This is a genomic window from Mariniflexile jejuense, from assembly GCF_042675665.1.
GTDB lineage: Bacteria > Bacteroidota > Bacteroidia > Flavobacteriales > Flavobacteriaceae > Mariniflexile > Mariniflexile jejuense.
Window position 1 is genome coordinate 2,302,763 of record NZ_JBHTJI010000001.1, and the last position, 26,571, is coordinate 2,329,333.

The following is a 26,571-nucleotide window of genomic DNA, read 5'->3' on the forward strand; positions in this document are numbered from 1 at the left end:
AAATGAAAGAAGATTTCAAACCCTATTACGCAGTCATTTTCACTTCAACCCAAAATGAAAATGTTGAAGGATACAGCGATATGGCAGAAAAAATGGAAACTTTAGCAAAACAACAGAAAGGCTATTTAGGCATGGATAGTGCCAGAAATACAGTTGGAATTACTATTAGTTATTGGGAAAGCTTAGAAGCTATAAAAACTTGGAAACAACAAACGGACCATTTGGTGGCACAACAAAAAGGACGACAAGATTGGTACAGTTGGTACAAGGTGAAAATTTGTAAGGTTGAACGTGAGTATGAGTTTAACAAATAAAACAAGTAACGTCATTACGAAGGAAGCATGACTGAAGTAATCTTTATAATTAAATATTTTACATTTAAATAAACAGATTGTGATATCGTTTCTACTTGTAATGATATTCTAAAATTTAGACCTTACAGGTTTTAAAAACCTGTGAGGTCTTCCAATACCATGAACAAAATAATAGTCTATATAAAACGCAATAAAATTAAATCAGCAGTTATTCTGGTTGTTTTAATTGCCTATTACTTTTGTTTGCCTTGGCAACTATTTAAAGATCCAACGGCCACCGTAATTACCAGTAAAAACAAAGAACTTTTAGGAGCCCAAATAGCAAAAGATGGCCAATGGCGTTTCCCACAAAACGACACCGTTCCTAAAAAATTTGAAACCTGTATTATTCAATTTGAAGATGAATACTTTTATAAACATCCCGGTTTTAATCCTATCTCCATTTTTAAGGCATTACGCGATAACCTTAAATCTGGCAATGTAAAACGTGGTGGCAGTACGATAACACAACAAGTAATTCGTTTATCCCGAAAAAATAAAAAACGCACCTATTTTGAAAAATGTATTGAAATTCTGCTGGCTACCCGATTAGAACTTCGAGCTTCAAAAAACCGAATATTAGCTTATTACAGCAGTAACGCGCCTTTTGGCGGTAATGTTGTTGGGTTAGATGCTGCTTCGTGGCGTTATTTTAATAGAAGTGCCAACCAACTTTCGTGGGCAGAAAGCACTTTACTTGCTGTGTTGCCAAATGCTCCAAGCCTCATTTATCCAGGAAAAAATCATGAGCAGTTAATAAAAAAACGAAATATGCTTCTTAAAAAGCTTTTTCAAAATGGTGTGATTGATAAGTTAACCTATCAATTATCAATTGCAGAAGATATTCCAGAAAAGCCATATCCATTGCCCCAAATAGCACCACATTTGCTTCAAAAAGTTTCAAAAACTTATAACGGAAAACGCATTCAAACTTCTATAGATATGCGCTTGCAAGAACGTGTTAACAGAATCGTTCAAAGCCATTACAACCAATTAAGTCAAAACGAAATTTACAACGCTGCTGTTTTGGTTTTAGATGTAAAAACCCGAAAAGTTTTAGCGTATGTTGGAAATACACCTACCGATAAAGCGCACCAAAAAGATGTAGATGTTATAGATAAACCTCGTAGTACTGGCAGTATTTTAAAGCCTTTTTTATATACGGCAATGCTTGATGCGGGCGATATGTTGCAAAACACCTTGGTGGCCGATGTACCCACACAATTTGGAAGTTACAACCCCGAAAATTATAACCAAACCTATGACGGTGCTGTACCAGCAAGCAGAGCGTTGTCGCGCTCATTAAATGTGCCTTCGGTAAGAATGCTTCAAGAATTTGGTTTGAATCGATTTCATCATTATTTAAAAACATTGCGACTCAACGATTTAAAATACGACGCCAATCATTATGGGTTATCGCTTATTTTAGGTGGTGCCGAAAGTAATTTATGGGATTTATGCAAAAGTTATGCTGCACTATCTTCCACCTTAAATCATTTTTCTGAAACTTCTAGTGAATATTTTTCCAATGAATTTTGCGAACCCACTTTTTTAGCCTCAGAAACACTTGACTTTGGAAAAAAATCAACTGAAAAAACACTTTTTGATGCTGCTTCCATTTATTTAACCTATGAGAGTCTAAAAGAAGTAAACCGACCGGAAGGTGATGAAAATTGGGAATTTTTTGATGGTTCCAAGCAAATAGCATGGAAAACAGGCACCAGTTTTGGGTTTCGTGATGCTTGGGCTATTGGCACCACTAAAGATTATGTGGTAGGGGTTTGGGTTGGAAATGCCGATGGCGAAGGCAGACCTGGTTTAGTTGGCGTGCAAGCTGCAGCTCCTATGTTGTTTGATGTTTTTGATGTGCTACCCAAAACCGATTGGTTTTCAAAACCTTTTGATGAAATGCAGGAAGTTGAAATCTGCAAAAAAAGCGGTTACAGAGCGTCTCAAAATTGCGACGAAGTTGAAACAAAATTTATTCAATTAAGTGGATTAAAAACGAAACCTTGTCCGTTTCACATCTTGATTCATTTAGATAATACGGAAACGTTTCAAGTAAATACCTCATGTGAAAATTTAAGTAATATTCACAATAAATCGTGGTTTGTATTACCGCCATTAATGGCATATTATTATAAAACCAAAAACCCATTTTACAAGCCGCTGCCAAAATTTAGAAGCGATTGTCTGGGTGAAAGTGTTATTACTATGGAGTTTATATACCCCGAAGAAAACAATCATATATTTCTAGCAAAAGATTTTGATGGAAAAGCCAATGATTTAATACTGAAAATAGCCCACTCCAAACCCGAATCTACGTTGTTTTGGTATCTGGATGATGCCTTTGTAGGAAGCACTACAGATATTCACGAATTATTAGTCGTTCCCAAACAAGGCGACCACATGATAACCGTTGTTGATGAATTTGGAAATGAAGCAAAAAGAAGGATAACTATCTCAAAATAATTTGTAACTTTATGTAAACCAAACCATTATAACATGCCAGCATTTCCTAAACCAAATTTTGTATATAATTTCGACATCAATACCGAGATTCAAAACCTAAAAACCCATAAAAGCAAACGCCATATTCCTGAAAAAACTAACGATAAACTTTTAATTGCCACTTGGAATATTGCCAACCTTGGCTTGCAAAAACGATGGAACGAGCATTATAAACTTATTGCAGAAATAATTAGCTGGTTTGATGTAATTGCAATACAAGAAGCAAACGATAATTTGGAAGGCTTAAATAACATTGAGTTAGAATTACCAAACCATTATGATTTAATTTTTTCGGATGCAGGTGGCAATAATGAACGCTCTGCTTTTATATTCGATAATCAAAAAATTGATAGATTACAATTGGTTGCTGAAATTTCTATTCCACCAAAAGATTACAAACACATAAAATTAGATGGCGTAAAAACAAAGTTTACAGGTTTTGATAGAAACCCATATTTATGTTCTTTTCAATGGAAAAACCACAAACTTATTTTTATAACAGTACATTCCTTTTTTGGAAGTGAAAAAAAGGCAGATGTAGAAAGACGCTCGTTAGAAGCTTTTGCTATTTCGCGTTATGCCGATTTACGTAAAAATTCCAAATACGCCTTTTCAAAAAATATTATTACTATGGGCGATTTTAATATTCCTAAAATTGAACAAGGCGACCAAACCTATGATGCTTTAATGAAACGTGGTTTACAACTTCCAGACCATTCTACTCAAATTTATTCCAACATAAATGATGATAAACAGTACGACCAAATTGCATTTTTACCATCATTGAAATCTAAAATTACTGCCAACGGTGTATTCGATTTCGATTCGGCTATGTTTCCAGATTTATGGCAATCCAATGTTTCAAATTTTAAAAAATATTTGAAATATTACATGTCTGATCATCGACCTATGTGGATTCAATTGAACTTATAAAACTAATATTTAACATACGTTTTAAGCATGCTATGGTCTGATTTAAAGGTGCCAATTTTTTGAGTTTTTAAAATTTTCAAATCTTTTGAAACCCAAATATGGTCTAGTGAAAGTAGTGGTAAATTCCAAAACCACGTTTCTCTAAAACCATTCCCCTTTTTATTAAAAGCATGGTTAAAAGCGGTTTTCATTTTATTTAAATGTTTAGATTCAAAAGGCACATTAAAATCGCCTAAAACAATGGTTTTTGGCTCTTTTTTAATAATTGCATTAATAAAAGCAAATTCCCAGCTTCTAGGCACATCAAAACTTCCAGTAGCATCAACTGCGTAAAAATTAATCCCTTTTGTATTAAAATTTATAACTGTAGAATTGTATTTTGATGTGTTTTCAGACTTGATATTGATCTCTGCTTTGGAAAAAATATATATTTCGTTTTTTAGCTTATAAAAAAAATAATTTGGATATTTTGATTGAAGTTTTTCAAGGTTATTTTTTTCAGATTCTACTAAAACCAACACATCTGGCACACTTTCACTTTCAATAAATGCTTCTTCAAAACCATTTTCGCGCGAAGCATTCCAAAAAACAACTTCTAAATCGGATGCATTAATAGTTTCTGGAATGTGTATTTTAAAACTTCTTCCTAACCAAATAACAAGTAAAATACCTGCTAATATTAAATGATACTTTCGTTTCTTAATAAATAATGATAGTAGCACAACTATTAGTATTATTAAGGGTAAAGGACGTGCATAAAAGTTAATAGAATCTGTATAACTACGTTCTTTTAAAACAAAATGTATTGCCAATAATGCTGTAATTACTACAACATTAAAAATCCAGTAAAGAATTTTTAAAATTTTAAACATTACCTAAGTTGATAGCCTTTTGCTGCCCACCAAGGATGCATTTCTATAACCAAACGTCCTGCTTTTACCATTGGGTCTGCATTGGCTAAACTATCGGCCATTTTAAGGGTTGGCACGTTATATATGGTTATCCCTCTAATGTTTCCTTTATCTCCAAAAGGTCCAGAAATATCGGCATATCCTAACTCGTACATTTTTTTTAAATGTGCTAAATGTTCTTTTTGCAAAAGTGCTGCTTCTTCTTCATTTTGCGAACGAATTGCTCCACTTTTCAAAAATGCCATAAAATATTGTTGCATTAAAATGGTGTCTTTGGTTTTCTCGTCTACATAATCAAAGGTTTGAAATCCTTTTGCATTAAGTTCTTCTTTTAAATCTTTAATAGATTTTTTTGTGGGTAATTCTGCAACGTTTTCCATGATAGTATCATTAACTTCTTCTTGTATTTCTGTTGCGTTTACTTTTTCTTTTTCAATTTTTTTACATGAAACAATTACTAAAATTGTTAAACATATTACTACTATTTTTTTCATCTATTTTGTTTTAATAATGTACGTTACCAACTTTTAAAAGGATGTTTACTTAACTGCGAATTATAATATTTTATATTGCCCGTTACTTCTTTTCCTAACCAATTTGGTTTTTTGAATGCTTCCATTTCGGCTTTAAGTTCAACTTCAGCTACAACTAAACCTTCATTGTCACCATAAAATTCGTCAACTTCAAATATATGGTTTCCAACGTTTACCTCATACCGTATTTTATCTATAACGCCTACCTCACAAAGTTTTAAAAGTGCTTCGGCTTCTTCTTTTAAAATCTCCTTTTCCCATTCAAAACGAGACAAACCATCATTTGTTGAAGCTCCTTTTACTGTTATAAAACCTGTATTTCCTTTCAACCTAACTCTTACAGTTCGTTCTTTATCAGTGTTTAAAAACCCTTGAATAATTCTGGTGCTTTTGAAGGCTTCGGTTTTATATGCTTCAGCAGTTACTAAAAATTTACGTTCAATTTCAATCATTAATTATGCTAGTTTTTAATTAATTTACTTGTTGAAAGCACCAATACAATAATGGCATTTAATGCCTAAATTTACGGTATGTTAAGCGATTTACCAATACGAAAAATTATTCATGTAGATATGGATGCATTTTATGCGTCGGTTGAAATAATGGATAATCCTGAACTTAAGGGAAAACCAGTTGCGGTTGGTGGTAGCGAAAAACGTGGTGTTATTAGTGCTGCCAGTTATGAAGCCAGAAAATTTGGGGTAAAAAGTGCTATGGCAGGAAATTTAGCTATAAAATTGTGTCCTGAACTTATTTTTGTAAGACCACGATTTGAACGTTATGCTGAAATTTCGAAAAAAATTCGGAAAATATTTTTAGACTACACAGATTTGGTTGAACCACTTTCTTTAGATGAAGCTTATTTGGATGTAACCAACAACAAAAAAGGTAACCCAAGTGCCTCGTTATTAGCTAAAGAAATTAGAGAACGTATTTTTAATGAAGTTGGCTTAACGGCTTCCGCAGGTATTTCTATCAATAAATTTATAGCAAAAGTTGCGAGTGATTATAATAAACCTAACGGACAAAAAACCGTAAATCCTGAAGATGTTATTCCTTTTTTAGAAGCACTTGACATCAGAAAATTTTATGGTGTAGGTAAAGTAACTGCCGAAAAAATGTATCAATTAGGCATTTTTACTGGAAAAGATTTAAAACTAAAATCGATAGCCTATTTAGATGAACACTTTGGGAAATCTGGTAGGTATTATTATTACGTAGTAAGAGGTATTCATACAAGTGAAGTAAAACCAAACCGTATAAGAAAAAGTTTAGCAGCCGAACGTACATTTAATGAAAACCTATCAAGCGAAGTGTTTATGCTTGAAAAATTAGAACGCATTGCAGATGAAGTATCGCGCAGACTTTTAAAAAGTAAAGTATCAGGTAAAACGGTGACTTTAAAAATAAAATATAGCGATTTTACATTGCAAACCCGAAGCAAAACACTTCAGTATTTTATAAGTGATAAAGCATTGATTTTGGAAACAGCCAAAGACTTACTATATCAGGAAAAACTAAGTAATTCTGTACGATTGCTAGGTATTTCGATGTCTAACTTAAATACAGAAACAAAAAAAACACCCGAACAAAAACAGGTTAGTGTACAATTGAAGTTTGACTTTTAAAAAAAAGCCATCTACAACTGTAGATGGCGTTAATTTATAGTTCTTTAAAAAAATTAGTGTGATATTTCTCTAACACGCAAAGTATTAACCATACCTCTTTCAGCAATTGGCATTGACGCTAAACTAATTACCATATCACCTTTTGATAAGTAGCCATTATCTCTTGCCATTCTGTTTATATCTCCAACAGTTTCATCAGTAGAAACAAATCTATCATAAAAGAAAGCTCTAACACCCCAAAGTAAACTTAATTGTGTTAAAATACGTTTGTTAGATGTAAATACTAAAATATGACATGTTGGTCTCCATGCTGAAATTTGAAATGCAGTATAACCACTATTTGTTAAAGTAGAAATAGCTTTTGCATCAATTTCATTTGCCATTAAAGCTGCATGGTAACAAATTGATTTTGTTATAAAACGATTGGTACGAATATGAGGTGGTAATTGTGGCACTTTAATTAATGATGAATCTTCAACACTTTTTAAAATATTTGCCATTTGCCTAATAACTTGTACAGGATATTTACCAACCGATGTTTCACCAGAAAGCATAACAGCATCTGCACCATCCATAACCGAGTTTGCAACGTCATTTACTTCGGCTCTTGTTGGTGTTAAACTTTCAATCATAGTTTCCATCATTTGGGTTGCTATAATTACAGGTATTCTAGCTTTTTTTGCTCTTAAAACCAATTGTTTTTGGATTAGTGGCACTTCTTCAGCAGGAACTTCAACACCCAAATCGCCACGAGCAACCATTAAACCATCACAATGTGCAACAATAGCATCTATGTTTTTTACCGCTTCTGGTTTTTCAATTTTGGCGATAATTGGAATTTTATGATCGCTATGTTTTTCAATTAAATCGCGCAATTGCATCAAATCTTCAGCATGACGAACAAATGATAATGCCATCCAATCTACATCTTGACTTATAGCAAAAATTGCGTCTTCAATATCTTTTTCTGTTAATGCAGGTTGTGAAATATTTGTGTTTGGCAGGTTTACTCCTTTTTTAGATTTTAATGGACCGCCTTGTATAACTTTTGCTTTTACTTCTGATTCATTGTCTGTTGAAACAACTTCAAAAATCAATTTTCCGTCATCTAAAAGAATACGTTCGCCTGGTTTTGCATCTTGAGGAAATCTTTCGTATGTCATGTACACGCGTTCTTTTGTGCCTTCAAATCGTTTTCCTGTTGCAAAAATTATTTCATCGCCTGGGTTTACTACTACTTCTTCTTTCATAACCCCAACACGAAGTTTTGGACCTTGTAAGTCGGCTAATATGGCTGCTGTAAATCCGAATTCTTCGTTTAGTTCGCGAATCATATTGATGCGTTCTGCTACATCATTATAATCGGCATGAGAAAAGTTTATTCTAAAAACGTTAACACCTTCTTCAAGCATTCCTTTTAAAACGTCTTTGGTACTTGTAGCTGGACCTAAGGTAGCTACTATTTTGGTTTTTTTTGTTAATGGCATTAGCTAAAAATTAAATTGTCTTTGGATTTTAATTGATTAATATCAATACTAAAGGCTGTTATAACTTGATGTAGTTGTAATATTTTATTTAAAATATGTTTTTCTTTCGTTAAGTTAAACTCGCTATCTATTTTTAAAAAATAGTTAACGGCCTTGTGCTCTGGTACTAAATAGGTTGTTTTGATTATTTTTTCCTCTGTATCAAACAACGAGTTGATTATTTGAGGTTTGTTAATTTCTGTTTTACAAATATTAGACACTAAGTTCCATGTTGTGAGATTCATAGTATCTTCCCATTCAAAAATTGAATATGTTGATTTGCCTGCACTAAAATCTAAATCTGGAATTTTTCGAGTAAGATTTGTACCCAACTGTTTATTTAAAAGATATGTTAATCTATAATCTTCAATAGCAGAATGAATTGCTATTAAAGTGCAATCCACCTCATCAAAAACAGATTCCAGAATAAGTTTGTGTACAGCCATAACTTATGTTAAACACCGTAAATATAGTATTTAAAAACATTCCTTTGTAAAAGTTAGGGGAATCTTAACAAGTAAACCCACTAAAACGTTATAGTTAATTGGTGTTGTTAAAAATGATTTAAAGCATTTTTGACATTTTGTTTTGAAATACAAAAAACGCGCGTTTTGAGGCTTTTTCTTCTGCCTTTTTTTTGGATGTGGCTCTTGCCTTTGCAACAACCTTATTATCTATTGATAGTTTTACTGAAAAATGTCTTATTTCATCATTTCCAGTATCTTCGTAAACGTTATACCCAAATGTTCGCTTTTCTTTTTGACACCATTCTATTAGTAAACTTTTATAACTTATTACTTTACCTTCAAGTGTTTCAATATCAACATAGGGTGTAATGACACGTTTATAGATAAATTTTTCGCAGTATTTATAACCTTTGTCTAAAAATATGGCACCAACTAATGCTTCAAATAAGTTTCCATGAATGTTATCGCCAAATTGTCCTGGTGGTATTTTGCTTTCTACTAATTTAATGAGGCTTAGCTCTTTACCTAATTCATTTAAATGCTCTCTGCTTACAACTTTTGATCGCATTTTTGTTAAATAGCCTTCGTCACCCGCTGGCACTTCTAAGTATAAATGAGATGCGATAACGGCACTTAACATAGCATCACCTAAAAATTCCAAACGCTCATAATTAATGGCGTGTCCATGACTATCTTTTATGTTCATGGAACGGTGCGTGAATGCTTTTTTGTAGAATTTAATATCTTTAGGTTTAAACCCAAGAATTTTAGTTAACTCCATAAAAAAATTCCCGTTGCGTTTAAAACGGGAATTTAATATGTTACGAATGTTTTTCATTCGGGATTTAGTCTAATTTTTTGAATAATACACAAGCGTTATGTCCGCCAAATCCAAATGTATTACTCATAGCTACTTTAATATTACGCTTTTGAGCTTTGTTTAAAGTTAAATTTAACTCTGGATCAATATTTTCGTCTACTGTTGTGTGGTTAATGGTTGGCGGTATAATACCGTGTTCCATTGCCAAAATAGCCGAAATAGCTTCAATTGCTCCTGCAGCACCAAGTAAGTGCCCAGTCATTGACTTTGTTGAATTAATATTTATATTTTTTGCATGACTACCAAAAATTTCTGAAATTGCTTTTAGTTCTGCAACGTCACCTAATGGTGTAGATGTTCCATGTGTATTAATATGGTCTACATCTTCTGGTTTTAAACCTGCATTTTCTAAACAGTTTCTCATTACGGCAACAACACCTCTTCCTTCCGGATGCGGCGCAGTCATGTGGTAAGCATCTGAAGACAGACCGCCACCAACAAACTCAGCATAAATTTTTGCTCCTCTTGCCTTTGCGTACTCATATTCTTCTAAAATAATTGCTCCAGCACCTTCTCCTAATACAAACCCGTCACGGGTTGCATCAAATGGTCGAGAAGCTGTTTCTGGACTTTCATTTCTAGTTGAAAGAGCATGCATTGCGTTAAAACCACCCATACCAGCTATAGTAACTGCCGCTTCACTTCCTCCTGTTACAACCACATCACAATGCCCTAAACGAATTGAGTTTAAAGCATCAAACATAGCGTTTGCTGAAGAAGCACAAGCAGAAACTGTTGTGTAATTTGGACCCATAAATCCATATTTAATGGATATATTTCCTGGCGCAATGTCGGCAATCATTTTAGGAATAAAAAACGGATTAAATCTTGGTGTACCATCACCTTTGGCAAAGTTTAAAACTTCTTCTTGAAAGGTTTCTAAACCGCCTATGCCCGCACCCCATATTACGCCTACTCGCAATTTGTTAATGGTATCTAAATCTAGCTTTGCATCGGCAATTGCCTCATCAGCAGCTACCATAGCATATTGCGTAAATTTATCCATTCTACTTGCTAACTTTCTATCGATAAAATCGGTAGCATTAAAGTTTTTTAATTCGCAAGCAAATTTCGTTTTAAACTTTTCGGTATCGTAATAGGTTATAGGCGCAGCACCACTTTTACCACTTATTAAGCCTTCCCAATATTCGTCTTTGGTATTGCCAATAGGTGTTAAAGCCCCTAATCCTGTGACTACAACTCGTTTTAATTCCATAAAATGTTTTTGCTTATTTTGCAGCTTCTATATAAGAAATAGCTTGACCAACTGTTGCTATATTTTCAGCTTGATCGTCTGGAATTTGAATATCGAATTCTTTTTCGAATTCCATTATTAATTCTACAGTGTCTAAAGAGTCTGCTCCTAAATCGTTTGTGAAGCTAGCTTCAGTTACAACTTCGTTCTCATCAACTCCTAATTTGTCTACGATAATCGCTTTTACTCTTGATGCAATGTCTGACATAATCTTTTAATTTTAAGTTTTAATTAAGTGGCAAAAATAAAAAACTTTATTTTTAAATCACATCTTTACTAAAAAAATGTGATTGTAATTTAGTAAATAAGTTTTAACTATTTTATTTTAACTCTTAATTTGTTAATATTTATTCTTTTTTTTGTTTGAACAAGTTAGCATTATTGGGTGTAAAATGGTATAAATTTGAAAAATTTTGCAAAACATTTTATATTAATTTGCTTGTTGCACCTATAAAATATAAATAATAAAAGATGAAACGTATTGTAATTTTTGCGTCCGGAAGTGGTACTAATGCAGAAAATTTAATCAAATTTTTTCAAAACAGCAATAAGGCGTCTGTTGTTCAAGTGCTTACGAACAATCCTCATGCCAAAGTACTAGATAGATGCAAATTATTAAAAGTTAGCGCTTTATCTTTTAATAAAATTGCTTTAACAGAAACCAATGATGTTCTAAATATTTTAAAAGCTTCAAAACCTGATTTGATTGTTTTAGCTGGCTTTTTATGGAAATTTCCAGAAACTATTTTAAATGCCTTTCCCAATAAAGTTATTAATGTACATCCAGCACTTCTTCCAAAGTATGGCGGCAAAGGCATGTATGGCATGCATATTCATGAAGCTATCGTGGCTAATAAAGAAACCGAAACTGGTATTACTATACATTATGTAAACGAACATTACGATGAAGGCGCCATTATTTTTCAAGCGAAGTGTGATGTAAGTTCATCGGATACCGCTGAAGATGTTGCTGCTAAAATTCATGAATTGGAAATGGCACATTTCCCGAAGGTAGTAGAAGAATTGTTAAAATAGAAGTAAGAAATTTAAATAGATGAGATCCTGAAACAAGTTCAGGATGACATAAAATGTCAAAAAAGAAAAAGAAATATTATACCGTTTGGAAAGGACACAAAACTGGTGTTTTTGAAACTTGGAACGACTGTAAAGCCCATATAAATAATTTTGAAGGCGCACAATACAAATCGTTTGAAAGTTTTGATGCCGCCAAAGCTGCTTTAAAAGGTAATTATTTTGATTATGTTGGGAAAAAATCTGATTTTAAAAGTGAGTTATCTGCTGAACAATTAAAAAAAATTGGACAACCTAATTACAATTCTATATCAGTTGATGCAGCTTCTAGTGGAAATCCTGGGAAAATGGAATACCGCGGTGTAGATACTAAAACCAAAAAACAACTTTTTATTCAAGGTCCTTTTGAAGAAGGCACTAATAACATAGGAGAATTTTTAGCATTGGTTCATGGGTTGGCACTTCTTAAAAAAAATAACAGCGACCGCATTTTATATACCGATAGTAAAACAGCCATTAGTTGGGTGAAAAAGAAAGCGTGTAATTCTAAATTAGAACCAAACGAAAAAAACAAAGCACTTTTTCAGTTGGTTGAAAGAGCTGAAAACTGGTTAAAAACCAATACTTACACCACCGTTATTGTAAAATGGGAAACCAAAGCTTGGGGTGAAATTCCTGCCGATTTTGGAAGGAAATAATAGCGCTTTACTTTATAATAAACCACTTAAAAAATTATTACATTTGTATATACTTAAAAAAAGCATTTCCATTTAAAAATGCAGAAACCTCAATCTTCAGAAATTGGCACTTTACTTTTAGAAATTGGCGCATTGCTAATGAGTTCTGGTGCCAACACAAACCGAATACGCCTTACCATGCAACGTATAGGTAAAAGTTACAACTTTAAAACCGATTTTTTAATTACGCACAGAGCTATAATACTTACGCTTAAAGATTCTGATGGCAATGTGTCTTTTAATGAATTAAAACAAACCTACAACCACATACCTAATTTTAAAATAGTAAGTGGTTTAAGTAAATTAAGTTGGCAAATTGTAGAAGAAAAACTATCTGTTAAAAAAGCTAAAGAAGAAGTTAAAAGACTAAAAAGCTTGCCTCATTATCCGCGTTTTATAGTTTTATCGGTAGTGGCATTTGCATGTAGTGCTTTTTGCAGATTAAATGATGGCAATTTCATTGAAATGCTTTTTGTTTTTATTGCAGCTTTTTTAGGGTTATTTTTAAAACAAGAATTGGCTAAAAAAAAGGTAAACCCTTACGTTAATATATTTATAGCTTCTTTTTTTTCAGCTACAATAGCTGGTTCATTAGGTTTGTTATTACCGTATAAACATGATAACATTCTTTTTATAACATCTATACTATATTTAATTCCTGGTATACAATTAATTAATTCAATATCTGATATTTTAGACGGAAATACCATAAACGGAATGGTTCGTGCTTTTATTGGCGTAGTCGTATCATTTGCTATTTCAACAGGGTTACTTTTAGCTATTTTAATATTTAATACTAATTAAAATGGAAATACTAATTTTTATTGAAAAAGCAATATGGTTTGGTTGTGCTGCCGTTGGTTTTGCCATTCTATTTAACGTTCCTACCCGAACACTAATTCCTGTTTTTTTAATGGCTGCTTTAGGAGGCATTACAAAGTTGTTTTTTATGCATTGGAATATTGGTGTAGTATTTAGCACCTTTATAGGTTGTGCAGTAATAGGCATACTTAGCATTTTTGCTGCTCATTATAAACATTCACCGCCTTTTGTATTTTCAATTCCTGCAGTAATTCCAATGGTTCCAGGCACGTTTGCTTACTACACCATGAAAGGTTTTATTAAACTAGCCTACAACACAAATCCAGACAAATTTATGTCGCTATTAGATAATACCATCACAAATGGCAGTAAAACATTATTTGTATTAATGGCAATAACAATTGGTGTTTATGCACCAATGTTGCTTACAAGAAAAGAGTCGGCAAAACAAATTAAAATTTCTTTATTCAATAAATTTAATAAATAAAACTTCGGCATAAATCGAACACTAATTAACACAGCATTTTAAAGTTTAATAGTATATTTGCACAAAATTATCAGATAACTTTAATGAGCAAATTAGTAATTGTTGGCACTGTAGCTTTTGATGCTATTGAAACGCCTTTCGGGAAAACCGATAAAATTCTTGGTGGTGCTGCAACATTTATTGGTTTAGCTGCTTCACATTTTAATATTGATGCTGCAACTGTTTCAGTTGTTGGTGGCGATTTTCCTCAAAAATATTTAGACCTTTTGTCTAATAAAAACATTAATATCTCTGGTATTGAAATCGTTAAAAATGGCAAAACATTCTTTTGGAGTGGTAAATACCATAACGATATGAATACCCGCGATACACTCGTTACAGAATTAAATACACTAGCCGATTTTAATCCTGTAGTTCCAGAAAACTACCGTGATGCTGAAATAGTTATGTTAGGAAACTTACATCCTATCGTCCAATCTAGTGTTTTAGATCAAATGACAAAAAAACCAAAATTAGTAGTTTTAGATACTATGAATTTTTGGATGGATAGCGCATTAGAAGATTTACATAATGTTATGAAACGTGTAGATGTTATTACCATTAATGATGAGGAAGCTAGACAACTTACTGGACAATACTCTTTAGTTGTGGCTGCAAGAAAAATTCATGCTATGGGACCAAAGTATGTCGTAATTAAAAAAGGTGAACATGGCGCTTTATTATTTCATAATGACGCTGTTTTTTTATGCACCTGCGTTACCATTAGAAGAAGTTTTCGACCCAACTGGTGCTGGCGATACATTTGCTGGTGGATTTGCAGGTTACATTGCAAAAACAGGTGACACATCTTTTGAAAACATGAAAAATGCTGTTATTTATGGTTCAACCCTAGCATCTTTTTGTGTTGAAAAGTTTGGTACCGAACGTATGGAAAATTTAAAAAACGAAGAAGTACAGGAACGACTGATGCAATTTAAACAATTAACACAGTTCGATATAAAATTAGCATAAACCAGCGCGCTCAAAAATAGAGCGCGTTTTTAATTTAAGTAATAATTAATCATTCCTTAGAAATTAAAAATTTTAAAGAATGATATATAAAAATTAAGTAAAGCGAAAATCTTTAAAAATGAGTGATTCAATAAAACACGAATGTGGTATAGCTGTTTTAAGGCTTTTAAAACCATTAGAATTTTATAAAGAAAAATATGGCACTGCTTTTTATGGGGTAAACAAAATGTACCTTATGATGGAGAAACAGCACAACCGTGGACAAGATGGTGCTGGTTTTGCAAGTATAAAATTAAATACAAAACCAGGTGAACGTTACATTAGTCGTGTACGCTCCATAGCACAACAACCCATACAAGATATTTTTGCTCAAATAAACGATCGTGTAAATAAAGAATTTACAGAACACCCAGAATATGCTGATGATATAGCACTACAAAAAAAGCACATACCATATATAGGTGAAGTGTTTTTAGGGCACGTGCGTTACGGTACTTTTGGAAAAAATAGTGTTGAAAGTGTGCATCCGTTTTTAAGACAAAATAACTGGATGCATAGAAATTTAATTATGGCTGGAAACTTTAACATGACCAATGTTAAAGAATTATTTGCAAATCTTATTAGGCTTGGACAACACCCAAAAGAATACACCGATACCATTACAATTATGGAAAAAATTGGTCACTTTTTAGATGATGCCGTAAGTAAAATTTATAAAGATGTAAAAAAAGAAGGCTACAGCAAAAATGAAGCATCTCCGTTAATTGCCGAACGCTTAAACGTTGCCAAAATATTAAGAAAAGCAGCTAAAAATTGGGATGGTGGTTATGCTATGGCAGGACTTATAGGGCATGGCGACTCGTTTGTTTTACGAGATCCAGCAGGAATTAGGCCTACATATTACTACATGGATGATGAAGTTGTTGTAATCGCTTCAGAACGCCCAGTAATACAAACCGTATTCAATGTGAAATTTGAAGACGTTAAAGAACTAGAACCTGGTCATGCTATCATTACTAAAAAATCTGGAAAAGTTGTTATTAAAAAAATATTAGAACCTTTGGAACGTAAATCGTGTTCATTTGAACGTATTTATTTCTCTAGAGGTAGTGATGCCGAAATTTATCAAGAACGTAAAATGCTTGGTAAACTTTTAATGCCTAAAGTTTTGGAAGCTATTGATAACGACACAAAAAACACCGTGTTTTCATACATACCAAATACAGCAGAAACATCATTTTTTGGGATGATTGAAACTGCCGAAGCTTCATTAAATAAAAAGAAAACAGCCGCCATATTAACAGGGCAACGCTCAATTTCAGCTGATAAAGTAACCGAAATTTTATCAGAACGCATCCGCGTTGAAAAAATTGCTATTAAAGATGTTAAACTAAGAACCTTCATTACAGAAGATAGTAGTCGAGACGATTTAGTTGCACACGTATACGATGTAACTTATGGAGTTATAAAACCAAATGATAATCTGGTTATTATTGATGACAGTATAGTAAGAGGTACAACCTTAAAAAAGAGTATCTTAAAAATACTTGATCGTTTAAACCCAAAGAAAATTGTTGTGGTTTCATCGGCACCTCAAATACGTTATCCAGACTGTTACGGTATTGATATGGCAAATCTTGAAAGTTTAGTAGCTTTTAGAGCCGCATTAGAATTATTAAAAGAAGCTGGCAAATACGATATTGTAAAAGAAGTTTATGATAAATGTATAGACCAAACAGAATTAGAAGATGTTTACGTACAAAACTTTGTAAAAGAAATTTACGACCCATTTACAGATGAGCAAATTTCTGATAAAATAGCCGAACTTTTAAGTCCAGATAATATAAATGCTGAAGTGAAAATAATTTTCCAATCGGTTGAAAATTTACACAAAGCATGTCCAGAACATTTAGGCGACTGGTATTTTACCGGAAATTACCCAACAGTAGGTGGTAACCGCGTTGTAAACCGTGCTTTCATCAATTTTTATGAAGGCAATAAAGAACGTGCTTATTAATTTAAATGTACACAATTTTAACGCATGTATTCTGAGGAAAATACATTTAATCTGAAAAATTATGCGTTTTATCTAATAAATATTTAGAGTTTCTAAAATAGATATACATTAGTATCACCATAACATAAGTAGGTTAAGTTCATGGTAGATTTGGGGCAAAAAAAGGTGAACTCTCGTTCGCCTTTTTTTATGCGATTTAGTTTCTAAAACGTACGTTTATCCGTGTTTAAAATCACTAAAACGGATTAATATCTGTTAAGCCAATTTATAAGTAGTTTGACTAAAATATTTCTAGTAATTCTTTAATCAATATATATTTGTCTCACCATAACATAAGTAGGTTAAGTTTATGGTAGATTTGGGGCAAAAAGGTGAACTCTCGTTCACCTTTTTCATTTTATAAACTTTCGCAAATTAAAGTATTAGCAACCTCTCTTTTTGTTAAAAAACTACGCCTCAATTAAAAAAACATACCAACTTTATAGCCACCCTATTTAGGTCAATTTAAAAACTGAAAACAAAAATAGTTTTACGAGTGACTTTTCATTAATTTAACTGTCATAAAACAGTAACCAACAAAATTAATATGAGTAGTAAAACAATTTCGCCAGCTAAAGCTAATTTTGGCACACTTCCCGTTTTTCTAACTGCAATATCAACCATACTTGGTGCTGTGATGTTTTTGCGTTTTGGTTTTGCAGTTGGATCAGTAGGATTTTCAGGAACACTACTAATTATATTTATAGGTCATTTAGTTACTATACCAACCGCTATGGCTTTAGCAGAAATAGCTACCAATCAAAAAGTTGAAGGTGGTGGTGAATACTTTATTATTTCGCGTTCGTTTGGTGTTAATATTGGTGCTGCTATTGGTATTGCACTCTATTTATCGCAAGCTATAAGTGTGGCATTTTATGTTATTGCTTTTGGTGAAGCGTTTGATGCCATAAAACCTTGGGTTGCTACAGAATTTGGTTATGAAATTTATGATAACCGCTTATTTACCATTCCTGCATTGTTACTTTTAATTTGGCTTATGGTAACTAAAGGTGCCGATTTGGGTATGAAAGCTTTATACATTGTTGTTGCCATACTTGCACTTTCGTTAGTTTTCTTCTTTATGGGTTCAACATCTTATTCTGAAGTTTTTGATAGCTCTCAACTATTTAGTGGTGTAAATTCCGATAAAAGTTTTTTTTATGTGTTTGCTATCATTTTTCCAGCATTTACAGGTATGACAGCTGGTGTTGGTTTATCTGGCGATTTAAAAGATCCAAAAAAATCCATACCACTAGGAACGCTAGCTGCTACCGTAATAGGTATGATAATATATGTGTTTATCGCCTATAAATTAGCATCTTCAGCAAACCCATCAGACTTGGTTGCAGATCAATTAATAATGAGTAAAATAGCTTTATGGGAACCAATTATACCCATAGGTTTAGCGGCTGCAACCATTTCATCAGCGCTTGGTTCATTTATGGTAGCGCCAAGAACACTTCAAGCCATAGGCGGCGACAAAGTATTTCCTAATAAATTTGTAAATTTTTGGGTTGCTAAAGGCACAAAAAAGAATAATGAACCTAGAAACGCTACCATTCTTACAAGTATAATAGCCTTGGTTTTTGTTTTAATGGGCGATGTTAATGCTGTTGCCGAAATTATTTCTATGTTCTTCATGGTTACTTATGGATCTTTATGTTTAATTTCATTTTTACAACATTTTGCCGCAGATCCTTCTTATAGACCTTCATTTAAATCGAAATGGTATTTATCCTTATTAGGTGCCATTATGTGTATTTATTTAATGTTTAAAATTAACACACCTTATGCTATGGCTGCCATTGCGCTTATGGTGGTATTATATTTCTACATTTCTATTAAAAGTGATACTAAAAAAGGAATGGCTAATATTTTTCAAGGTGTAATTCATCAATTTAGTAGAACCATGCAGGTATTTTTACAAAAAGCTGAAAAAGATAAGGCCGAAGAAGATTGGAGACCAGCTATTTTATGTTTATCTAAAGATAGTTTTGAACGTTACAGCGCATTAGAAATGATGAAATGGATTTCGCACCGCTATGGTTTTGGAACCTATATCCATTTTGAAAAAGATTATTTCTCTAAAGAATCTAAAGAACGAGCCGAAAAAAATCTTGAAAAACTAATTAATATTTCTGCATCAAGTAAATCGAATGTGTTTTTAGAAACCCTTATTTCCCCATCAAATACCGCTGCTATTGTACAAGCTATACAGCAACCTGGTATTTCTGGACAACCAAACAATATGATGCTTTTTGAGTATAAAAAAGGTCAAACCGAATGGCTAACAGACATTGTTGACAATTACAGCGTTTTAAAAACCGCAAAATACGACTTGTGTATTTTGGCAACGTCCGACAAGGGTTTTGGATACAAAAAAGATATTCATGTTTGGATTAATAAAGAAGATTATGAAAATGCCAATTTAATGATTTTAATGTCGTACATCATTCTTGGGCATTCCGATTGGAAAAAAGGGCAAATTAAAATTTTTGCTACATTCCCTAAAGAACATTTAAAGCAAGAAGAAGAAAACTTAATTGAATTAACCTCTAGCGGTCGTTTACCAATTTCTGCTAATAATATTCGCGTTTTACCTTTAGACGAACATAAAAACAGACATGATTTGATAAATGAATACTCGGTTGATGCTGATTTAACGGTAATTGGTTTCCATGAAGCCATGATAAAATCTGCTAAAAATATCGAGGTATTTGAAGGTTATGATAAAATAGGAAACGTATTATTTGTAAATACGCTAACCACAAAATTTATAAAATAAGGCATAAAAAAAGGCGTTCAAGAAAAAACTTGAACGCCTTTATATTTTATTATAAAATTATTTCGCTTCAGCGTAACGTCTTTCAACTTCATTCCAGTTAATAACATTAAAAAATGCATTAATATAATCTGGACGACGGTTTTGGTAGTTTAAATAATAAGCATGTTCCCAAACATCAATTCCTAAAATTGGTGTGCCACCACAACCAACACCTGGCATAAGTGGATTATCTTGGTTAGGCGACGAACAAACTTCTACCTTACCTCCTTTTTGTACACATAACCAAGCCCAACCAGAACCAAAACGTGTTGCAGCTGCTTTAGAAAATGCATCCATAAAACCTTCTTTAGAACCGTAAGCTGCTTCAATAGCATCTTTTAATTCGCCAGATAAATAGCCTTTACCTTCTGGTTTCATTACGTCCCAAAATAAGGAGTGGTTGTAAAAACCACCGCCATTATTTCTTACTGCAGCGTTATTCATATCTAAATTTGCAAGAATATCTTCAATAGATTTTCCATCTAAATCGGTTCCTGCAATTGCATTATTTAAATTGGTAGTATATCCTTGGTGATGTTTTGAGTGGTGTATCTCCATAGTACGTGCATCAATATGAGGCTCTAAGGCATCATAAGCATATCCTAATTGTGGTAATTCAAAAGCCATAATGTTTTGTTTTAATTATTAGTATTTATTTTATTTTCAAATTTACGGATAAAACACATCAATTAAAAATAATTAATTGTTATCAAACCATTGATAGTTTTTATCTTGTATGCAAATTTCAATATTTATGTCGCAAATACATCCTTTTACTATATATAACGCTTCTGCAGGAAGTGGAAAAACCTTCACTTTAGTAAAAGAATATTTAAAAATTTTATTTAAGTCGAACAATTTACAGCAATTTAAGCGCATTTTAGCTATTACGTTTACCAACAAAGCGGTTGCTGAAATGAAAGAACGCATCATCAAAACGCTTAAAACCTTTTCGGATGATGCTATTTTTGAAAAATCAGATACCATGTTTGAAACTATTTGTAAAGAATTGCAAATGGCTCCAAAGGAACTTCATGAAAAATCTAAAATTTTACTAAACACTATTTTACATAATTATGCGGCTTTTGATATTTCAACCATTGATAGATTTACGCATAAACTAATACGAACCTTTGCTTACGACTTAAAATTGCCATTAAACTTTGAAGTTGAATTAGACCAAGATGCTTTGTTAAATGAAGCTGTTGATAGTTTAATTGCCAAAGCTGGAACCGATGCTGATTTAACAAAGGTTTTAGTAGAATTTGCTATTGAAAAAGCCGATGATGATAAAAGTTGGGATGTTGCTTTTGATTTTAATAAAATAGCAAAACTACTTACCAATGAAAATGACATTCCGTTTATTGAAACTTTAAAAGATAAAACCTTAGACGATTTTAAAAATTTAAAAATTCAATTAAAAAATGATATAAAAACTACTGAAAATGCGATTGTTGAAGCATCAAAAAGTCTTTTAACCTTGTTTGAAGAAGCTGGTTTGGAGTTTAATGATTTTTCATCTGGCTATTTACCAAAGCATTTTCAAAAATTAGCCAATAAAAATTTTGATGTTACTTTTGGTAACAAATGGCAAGACGATATTGAAAATAATACGCTTTACCCAAAACGCGTAACACCCGAAATAGCTTCAATTATAGACCAATTACAACCGCAAATAGCACAAGCTTTTAACCTTACTAAACAAGCTATTTTTCATCTTAAATTTTCAAAAGCTTTCTACAAAAACACCACGCCATTATCGGTATTAAACGCAATAAACAATGAATTAAATCTGTTAAAATTAGACCAAAACAAAATGCTCATTTCAGAATTTAACAGCATCATTAGTAACGAAATAACCAACCAACCAACACCATTTATTTACGAACGTTTGGGCGAAAAATTTAAGCATTATTTTATTGATGAGTTTCAAGATACCTCAACAATGCAATGGAAAAACTTAATGCCTTTGTTAGATAACTCCTTAGCTACCAATACAGGAAGTACCATGCTAGTTGGCGATGCAAAACAAGCCATTTACCGTTGGCGTGGTGGTAAAGCAGAACAGTTTATAGATTTATTTAACCAAACAGCAAAACCGTTTCCAAACAGCAATCAAAACGTAAACACGTTAGATTTTAACTTTAGAAGTTTTAAAGAAGTAGTTATTTTTAATAATGGTTTTTTTAATTATTTGGCAACCCAAGTTTTTAGTAATGAAGCTTATAGAAATCTTTACGAAAACGCAAACCAAAACACAACTAAAACCGAACAAGGTTATGTTGAACTATCCTTTTTAAACATTGAAAAAGATGATGATAGAGATGAACAATTTTGTGAAAACGTACTGAAAACCATTGAAAAATGCATTGAAAACGACTTTGAATATAAAGACATTTGCATTTTAGTTAGAAAGAAAAAAGAAGGTGTTGCTATTGCAAATTACTTAAGCGAGAAAAACATTCGGATTATTTCTTCAGAAACGTTATTAATTTACAATGCGCCAGAAGTTACATTTATAAACAATGTACTTTCACTATTAATTCAGCCAAAAAACAACGAAATTAAAGTAGCGATTTTAAATTTTTTGGCTACTAAATTTAAAATTGAAAACAAGCACGATTTTTTTAGCCAGCATATAAGCCTTTCAACTTCGCAATTATTTAAAAGTTTTGAATCTTTTAATATTCAAATAAACAGCCATCAATTATTACAATTACCCTTATTTGATTTGGTTGAAACCATTGTAAGAAGCTTTAGTTTAGTTGAAAAATCGAACGCTTATATTCAGTTTTATTTGGATGTGGTTTTAGACTTTTCACAAAAAAAAGGCTCAAATATTTCTGGTTTTATAGAGTATTTTGATAAGAAAAAAAACAATTTAAGCATTGTTTCACCTGTTGGGCAAAATGCAGTTCAAATAATGACTATTCATAAATCCAAAGGGTTGGAATTTCCTGTGGTTATTTTCCCGTATGCCGATTTAGATATTTACAGAGAATTAGAACCTAAAGAATGGTTTCCTATTAATAAAAATATTTACAAAGGGTTTTCGCATACGTTATTAAATTTCAATAAAGACTTTGAGAATTTTGGTGCTATTGGCTTGGAAATTTTCAACAACCACAAATCTGAACAAGAGCTGGACAACATTAATTTGCTGTATGTAACTTTAACACGTGCTGTTGAGCAACTTTACATTATTTCATCAACCGAAACCGCTTCAAAAGGCGATGTAAGTATTAAAAAATATTCAGGTTTGTTCATTAATTATCTGCAACATTTAGGCATTTGGAACGATTCGGAATCTGTGTATTTCTTCGGAAATCAAAAAAGAGAAAGTGAACCAGAAATAACTTCAACAGAAAACACAATTCAAACAGAATTTATTTCAACATCTAAAGAAAGTCAAAATATAAAAGTAGTTACAAAATCGGGTATGCTTTGGGATACGAACCAAGAAGAAGCCATTGAAAAAGGAAATCTAATTCATAATATCATGGCGAAAATTAAAACCAAAGACGATGTTGAAATTGCTGTTTTTAGTTATGTAAATACTGCCATTATTAGTAACACACAGGCTGAAAAATTGCAAAAAATAATTACTAAAATAGTGAATCATCCTTCACTTGAAATGTATTATAATTCAACCCAAACTATATATAACGAACGTGATATTATTGCCAAAGAAGGCGTTATTTTAAGACCCGACAGAGTGGTTTTAACTACCGAAAATGATGCAATACTTATTGATTATAAAACAGGTGCTGAAGATAAAAAACACACCCAACAATTGCAATCGTATGAAGATGTATTACTTGAAATGAATATTCGCATTAAAAAGAAGATTCTTGTGTATATAAATGATGATATTTTAGTAAAAGAAGTGTAATTTTGCTAAAAACATAAAATTATGTACGGAAAACTAAAAAAACATCTAGAATTAGAACTTCAAGACATAAAAAACAACGGACTTTATAAAGAAGAACGTATTATCACTTCTGCTCAAGGTGCCGAAATTACTTTAAATACAGGCGAAACCGTTTTAAATTTTTGTGCAAATAATTATTTAGGATTATCATCGCATCCCGATGTTATTCAAGCAGCAAAAAACGCCATGGATACACATGGTTTTGGCATGAGTTCTGTACGTTTTATATGTGGTACTCAAGATATTCACAAAGAATTAGAACAAAAAATAGCCAATTTTTATCAAACAGAAGACACCATACTTTATGCCGCAGCTTTTGATGCTAATGGTGGCGTTTTTGAGCCTTTGCTTGGCGCTGAAGATGCTATAATTTCCGATTCTTTAAATCATGCTTCCATAATTGATGGTGTACGTTTATGTAAAGCCGCCAGATACCGCTACGAAAACAGCAATATGGAAGATTTAGAAAACCAACTTATTGCTGCCAATAAAAATGGAGCTAGATTTAAGATAATTGTAACAGATGGTGTTTTTTCTATGGATGGTATAGTAGCGCCGCTTGATAAAATTTGTGATTTAGCTGATAAATACGACGCATTAGTAATGATTGATGAATGTCATGCCGCAGGTTTTATAGGTAAAACAGGTCGTGGAACACTTGAAGAAAAAGGCGTTTTAAACAGAATTGATATTATAACTGGTACTTTAGGAAAAGCTTTAGGTGGTGCTATGGGTGGTTATACTACTGGTAAAAAGGAAATTATAGACATCCTTCGTCAACGTTCTAGACCGTATTTATTTTCAAATTCATTAGCACCTGCTATTGTTGGTGCTTCTATAAAGGTTTTTGATATGTTGGCAAATAATACTGAATTGCGCGACACATTAGAATGGAATACAAGCTATTTTAAAAAAGGCATGAAAGCTGCTGGTTTTGATATTGTTAATGGAGATTCTGCTATTGTTCCAGTAATGCTATATGATGCTCAATTATCGCAAACTATGGCAAATATGCTTTTAAACGAGGGTATTTATGTTATTGGCTTCTTTTTTCCTGTTGTACCAAAAGGAAAAGCAAGAATACGTGTTCAACTTTCGGCAGCACACACAAAACAGCATTTAGACAAAGCTATTCTTGCCTTCACTACCGTAGGCAAAGCATTAAAAATCATATAAAATCATTCTGAAATAGTACTTAACAAGTAAAATCTTCGTTTTTTTTATATATTTGTCTTTGTTAATAACATTTAACAACTTACTTTTGTTTACAATTAACACTTAAAAATTAAACTTTTGAATATGAAAAATCTTAGCAGATTACTGTTCGCTATGTTGCTTGTACTTGGTTATAGCAACTCTAATGCGCAAGACAAAAACAATCCATGGCAAATTACAATTGGTGCTAATGCCGTAGATAATTACCCAACAAGTGATGTAGGTGGAATGTTTAAAGACTTCTTCAACGTTGGAGACAACTGGAACATTTTACCATCGTTATCAACTATTACTGTTTCTAAATATTTAGGTGATGGTTTCTCTTTAGGAGTAGGTGGATCTTTAAACAAAATTGAAAACTGGGATGGTGCTTCAAATGCAGGTGATTTATCTTACTATGGTATTGATGGTACTATTAAATATAACTTTTTACAAGGAACAACTATTGACCCTTATTTAGGTGTTGGTGGTGGTTACACTTGGGTTAATGAAATTGGTGCTGGTACTTTAAATGGAACTTTAGGTTTAAACATTTGGTTTAATGATAATGTTGGTTTAACATTACAAACAGCTTACAAACACTCTTTCGAAGATTACTTAAATTCTCATTTCCAACACACAGCTGGTATCTCTATTAAATTTGGTGGTACTGATACTGATGGTGATGGTATTTTTGACAAAGATGATGCTTGTCCAGATGTTAAAGGTATTGCAGCTTTCAATGGTTGTCCTGATACTGATGGTGATGGTATTGAAGACAGCAAAGATGCTTGTCCTAACGAAGCTGGTTTAGCTGAATTAAACGGATGTCCTGATTCTGACGGTGACGGTGTTGCTGATAAAGATGACAAATGTCCTACAGTTGCTGGTTTAAAAGCTTTAGCTGGTTGTCCAGATGCTGATGGTGATGGTGTAACTGATGCTGACGATAAATGTCCTTCAGTTGCTGGTCCTGCTGCTAACAAAGGTTGTCCTTGGCCAGATACAGACGGTGACGGCGTATTAGACAAAGATGATAAATGTCCAGACGTTAAAGGTACTGTTGCTAACAACGGTTGTCCTGAAGTTTCTGAAGAAGTTCAAAAAACTTTAAATGCTTACGCTAAAACGATTTTATTTGATACTGGAAAATCTTCTATCAAATCTCAATCTCAAGCTGTATTAGCTGATATTATCAAAATTCTTAAAGAATACCCTAACTCTAAATTTACAGTTGAAGGTCATACTGATAGTGTAGGTAGCGATAAGTTAAACCAAGATTTATCTGACGCTAGAGCGTTATCAGTTAAAGAATATTTAACTAAAAATGGTATTGATGAATTCAGACTTTCATCTAAAGGTTATGGTGAGTCTAAACCAATAGATAAAAATACAACTGCAAAAGGTAGAGCAAACAACAGACGTGTTGAAATTAACTTAGCTAAATAATAAAAGCTAATTAACTTTAAATAAATAAGTT

Annotated in this window: 22 protein-coding genes and 1 pseudogene; 14 read left to right on the top strand and 9 right to left on the bottom strand. The window is 32.5% G+C overall.

All coding sequences use genetic code 11. The features are described from left to right. The first annotated feature begins 2 nt into the window (after positions 1–2). From ACFQ1R_RS09835 to ACFQ1R_RS09845, 3 genes are all read left to right on the top strand, one after another. Complete coding sequence (locus tag ACFQ1R_RS09835; protein WP_379925997.1) at positions 3–314, top strand: antibiotic biosynthesis monooxygenase family protein; 312 nt, start codon at positions 3–5, stop codon at positions 312–314. 159 nt (positions 315–473) lie between these two features. Further along, positions 474–2,825 (top strand): penicillin-binding protein 1C, encoded by a 2,352-nt coding sequence (gene pbpC, locus ACFQ1R_RS09840; RefSeq protein WP_379925998.1) that lies wholly within the window; start codon positions 474–476, stop codon positions 2,823–2,825. A 33-nt stretch (positions 2,826–2,858) separates the two neighbouring features. Beyond that, the gene (locus tag ACFQ1R_RS09845) at positions 2,859–3,797 is read left to right on the top strand and encodes an endonuclease/exonuclease/phosphatase family protein (RefSeq protein WP_379925999.1); all 939 of its coding nucleotides are present in this window, start codon (positions 2,859–2,861) and stop codon (positions 3,795–3,797) included. 2 nt (positions 3,798–3,799) lie between these two features. On the opposite strand, the gene ACFQ1R_RS09850 is transcribed toward ACFQ1R_RS09845, so the two are convergent. The 3 genes from ACFQ1R_RS09850 to ACFQ1R_RS09860 are packed head-to-tail and all read right to left on the bottom strand — an operon-like array spanning position 3,800 to position 5,693. After that, positions 3,800–4,669 (bottom strand): endonuclease/exonuclease/phosphatase family protein, encoded by an 870-nt coding sequence (locus ACFQ1R_RS09850; protein WP_379926000.1) that lies wholly within the window; start codon positions 4,667–4,669, stop codon positions 3,800–3,802. Then, the gene (locus tag ACFQ1R_RS09855; RefSeq protein ID WP_379926001.1) at positions 4,669–5,202 is read right to left on the bottom strand and encodes a YciI family protein; all 534 of its coding nucleotides are present in this window, start codon (positions 5,200–5,202) and stop codon (positions 4,669–4,671) included. The genes ACFQ1R_RS09850 and ACFQ1R_RS09855 overlap by 1 nt, the downstream gene beginning before the upstream one ends. A 23-nt stretch (positions 5,203–5,225) precedes the next feature. Further along, positions 5,226–5,693, bottom strand: coding sequence for a CYTH domain-containing protein (locus ACFQ1R_RS09860; protein WP_379926002.1), 468 nt, complete (start codon positions 5,691–5,693; stop codon positions 5,226–5,228). Between the two features lie 78 nt (positions 5,694–5,771). On the opposite strand from ACFQ1R_RS09860, the gene dinB reads away from it, so the two are divergent. After that, positions 5,772–6,869 carry a DNA polymerase IV gene (dinB, locus tag ACFQ1R_RS09865; protein WP_379926003.1) on the top strand — a complete coding sequence of 366 codons (1,098 nt, stop codon included), beginning with the start codon at positions 5,772–5,774 and terminating at the stop codon, positions 6,867–6,869. A 53-nt stretch (positions 6,870–6,922) separates the two neighbouring features. Here the strand turns inward: dinB and pyk are convergent, their stop codons facing one another. The 5 genes from pyk to ACFQ1R_RS09890 form a co-directional block, all read right to left on the bottom strand. Continuing rightward, entirely contained in the window at positions 6,923–8,356 is a 1,434-nt protein-coding gene (pyk, locus tag ACFQ1R_RS09870) for a pyruvate kinase (RefSeq protein ID WP_379926004.1), read from the bottom strand. Further along, positions 8,356–8,841, bottom strand: coding sequence for an IPExxxVDY family protein (locus tag ACFQ1R_RS09875; RefSeq protein WP_379926005.1), 486 nt, complete (start codon positions 8,839–8,841; stop codon positions 8,356–8,358). The genes pyk and ACFQ1R_RS09875 overlap by 1 nt, the downstream gene beginning before the upstream one ends. Before the next feature lie 118 nt (positions 8,842–8,959). Next, positions 8,960–9,700, bottom strand: a complete 741-nt coding sequence (gene rnc, locus ACFQ1R_RS09880; RefSeq protein WP_379926006.1) for a ribonuclease III — start codon at positions 9,698–9,700, stop codon at positions 8,960–8,962. A 7-nt stretch (positions 9,701–9,707) separates the two neighbouring features. Continuing rightward, a complete protein-coding gene (fabF, locus tag ACFQ1R_RS09885; RefSeq protein ID WP_379926007.1) occupies positions 9,708–10,958 on the bottom strand; it encodes a beta-ketoacyl-ACP synthase II in 1,251 nt (416 codons plus the stop codon). A gap of 13 nt (positions 10,959–10,971) precedes the next feature. Continuing rightward, positions 10,972–11,205, bottom strand: coding sequence for an acyl carrier protein (locus tag ACFQ1R_RS09890; RefSeq protein WP_007647141.1), 234 nt, complete (start codon positions 11,203–11,205; stop codon positions 10,972–10,974). Positions 11,206–11,468: 263 nt separating this feature from the next. Here ACFQ1R_RS09890 and purN point away from each other — a divergent pair, with 263 nt between their 5' ends. The 7 genes and pseudogenes from purN (at position 11,469) to ACFQ1R_RS09925 (ending at position 19,927) form a co-directional block, all read left to right on the top strand. Beyond that, the gene (purN, locus tag ACFQ1R_RS09895) at positions 11,469–12,032 is read left to right on the top strand and encodes a phosphoribosylglycinamide formyltransferase (protein ID WP_379926008.1); all 564 of its coding nucleotides are present in this window, start codon (positions 11,469–11,471) and stop codon (positions 12,030–12,032) included. 53 nt (positions 12,033–12,085) lie between these two features. Then, a complete protein-coding gene (locus tag ACFQ1R_RS09900) occupies positions 12,086–12,727 on the top strand; it encodes a ribonuclease H1 domain-containing protein (RefSeq protein WP_379926009.1) in 642 nt (213 codons plus the stop codon). A 78-nt stretch (positions 12,728–12,805) separates the two neighbouring features. Then, a complete protein-coding gene (locus ACFQ1R_RS09905; RefSeq protein WP_379926010.1) occupies positions 12,806–13,570 on the top strand; it encodes a threonine/serine exporter family protein in 765 nt (254 codons plus the stop codon). 1 nt (position 13,571) lies between these two features. After that, entirely contained in the window at positions 13,572–14,075 is a 504-nt protein-coding gene (locus ACFQ1R_RS09910; protein WP_379926011.1) for a threonine/serine exporter family protein, read from the top strand. An 83-nt stretch (positions 14,076–14,158) separates the two neighbouring features. Further along, positions 14,159–15,086, top strand: a pseudogene (locus ACFQ1R_RS09915) (PfkB family carbohydrate kinase). A 118-nt stretch (positions 15,087–15,204) separates the two neighbouring features. Next, complete coding sequence (locus tag ACFQ1R_RS09920) at positions 15,205–17,103, top strand: amidophosphoribosyltransferase (protein WP_379926012.1); 1,899 nt, start codon at positions 15,205–15,207, stop codon at positions 17,101–17,103. A 586-nt stretch (positions 17,104–17,689) separates the two neighbouring features. Then, positions 17,690–19,927, top strand: coding sequence for a hypothetical protein (locus ACFQ1R_RS09925; protein WP_379926013.1), 2,238 nt, complete (start codon positions 17,690–17,692; stop codon positions 19,925–19,927). A gap of 57 nt (positions 19,928–19,984) precedes the next feature. Here ACFQ1R_RS09925 and ACFQ1R_RS09930 read toward each other — a convergent pair whose 3' ends face one another. Continuing rightward, positions 19,985–20,593: a superoxide dismutase gene (locus tag ACFQ1R_RS09930; protein ID WP_379926014.1), complete on the bottom strand. Its 609-nt coding sequence runs from the start codon at positions 20,591–20,593 to the stop codon at positions 19,985–19,987. Positions 20,594–20,720: 127 nt separating this feature from the next. Here ACFQ1R_RS09930 and ACFQ1R_RS09935 point away from each other — a divergent pair, with 127 nt between their 5' ends. From ACFQ1R_RS09935 to ACFQ1R_RS09945, 3 genes are all read left to right on the top strand, one after another. Continuing rightward, positions 20,721–23,858: a UvrD-helicase domain-containing protein gene (locus ACFQ1R_RS09935; protein WP_379926015.1), complete on the top strand. Its 3,138-nt coding sequence runs from the start codon at positions 20,721–20,723 to the stop codon at positions 23,856–23,858. A gap of 21 nt (positions 23,859–23,879) precedes the next feature. After that, complete coding sequence (gene kbl / locus ACFQ1R_RS09940; protein ID WP_379926016.1) at positions 23,880–25,073, top strand: glycine C-acetyltransferase; 1,194 nt, start codon at positions 23,880–23,882, stop codon at positions 25,071–25,073. Between the two features lie 123 nt (positions 25,074–25,196). Beyond that, a complete protein-coding gene (locus tag ACFQ1R_RS09945; protein ID WP_379926017.1) occupies positions 25,197–26,540 on the top strand; it encodes an OmpA family protein in 1,344 nt (447 codons plus the stop codon). Positions 26,541–26,571: the final 31 nt, after the last annotated feature.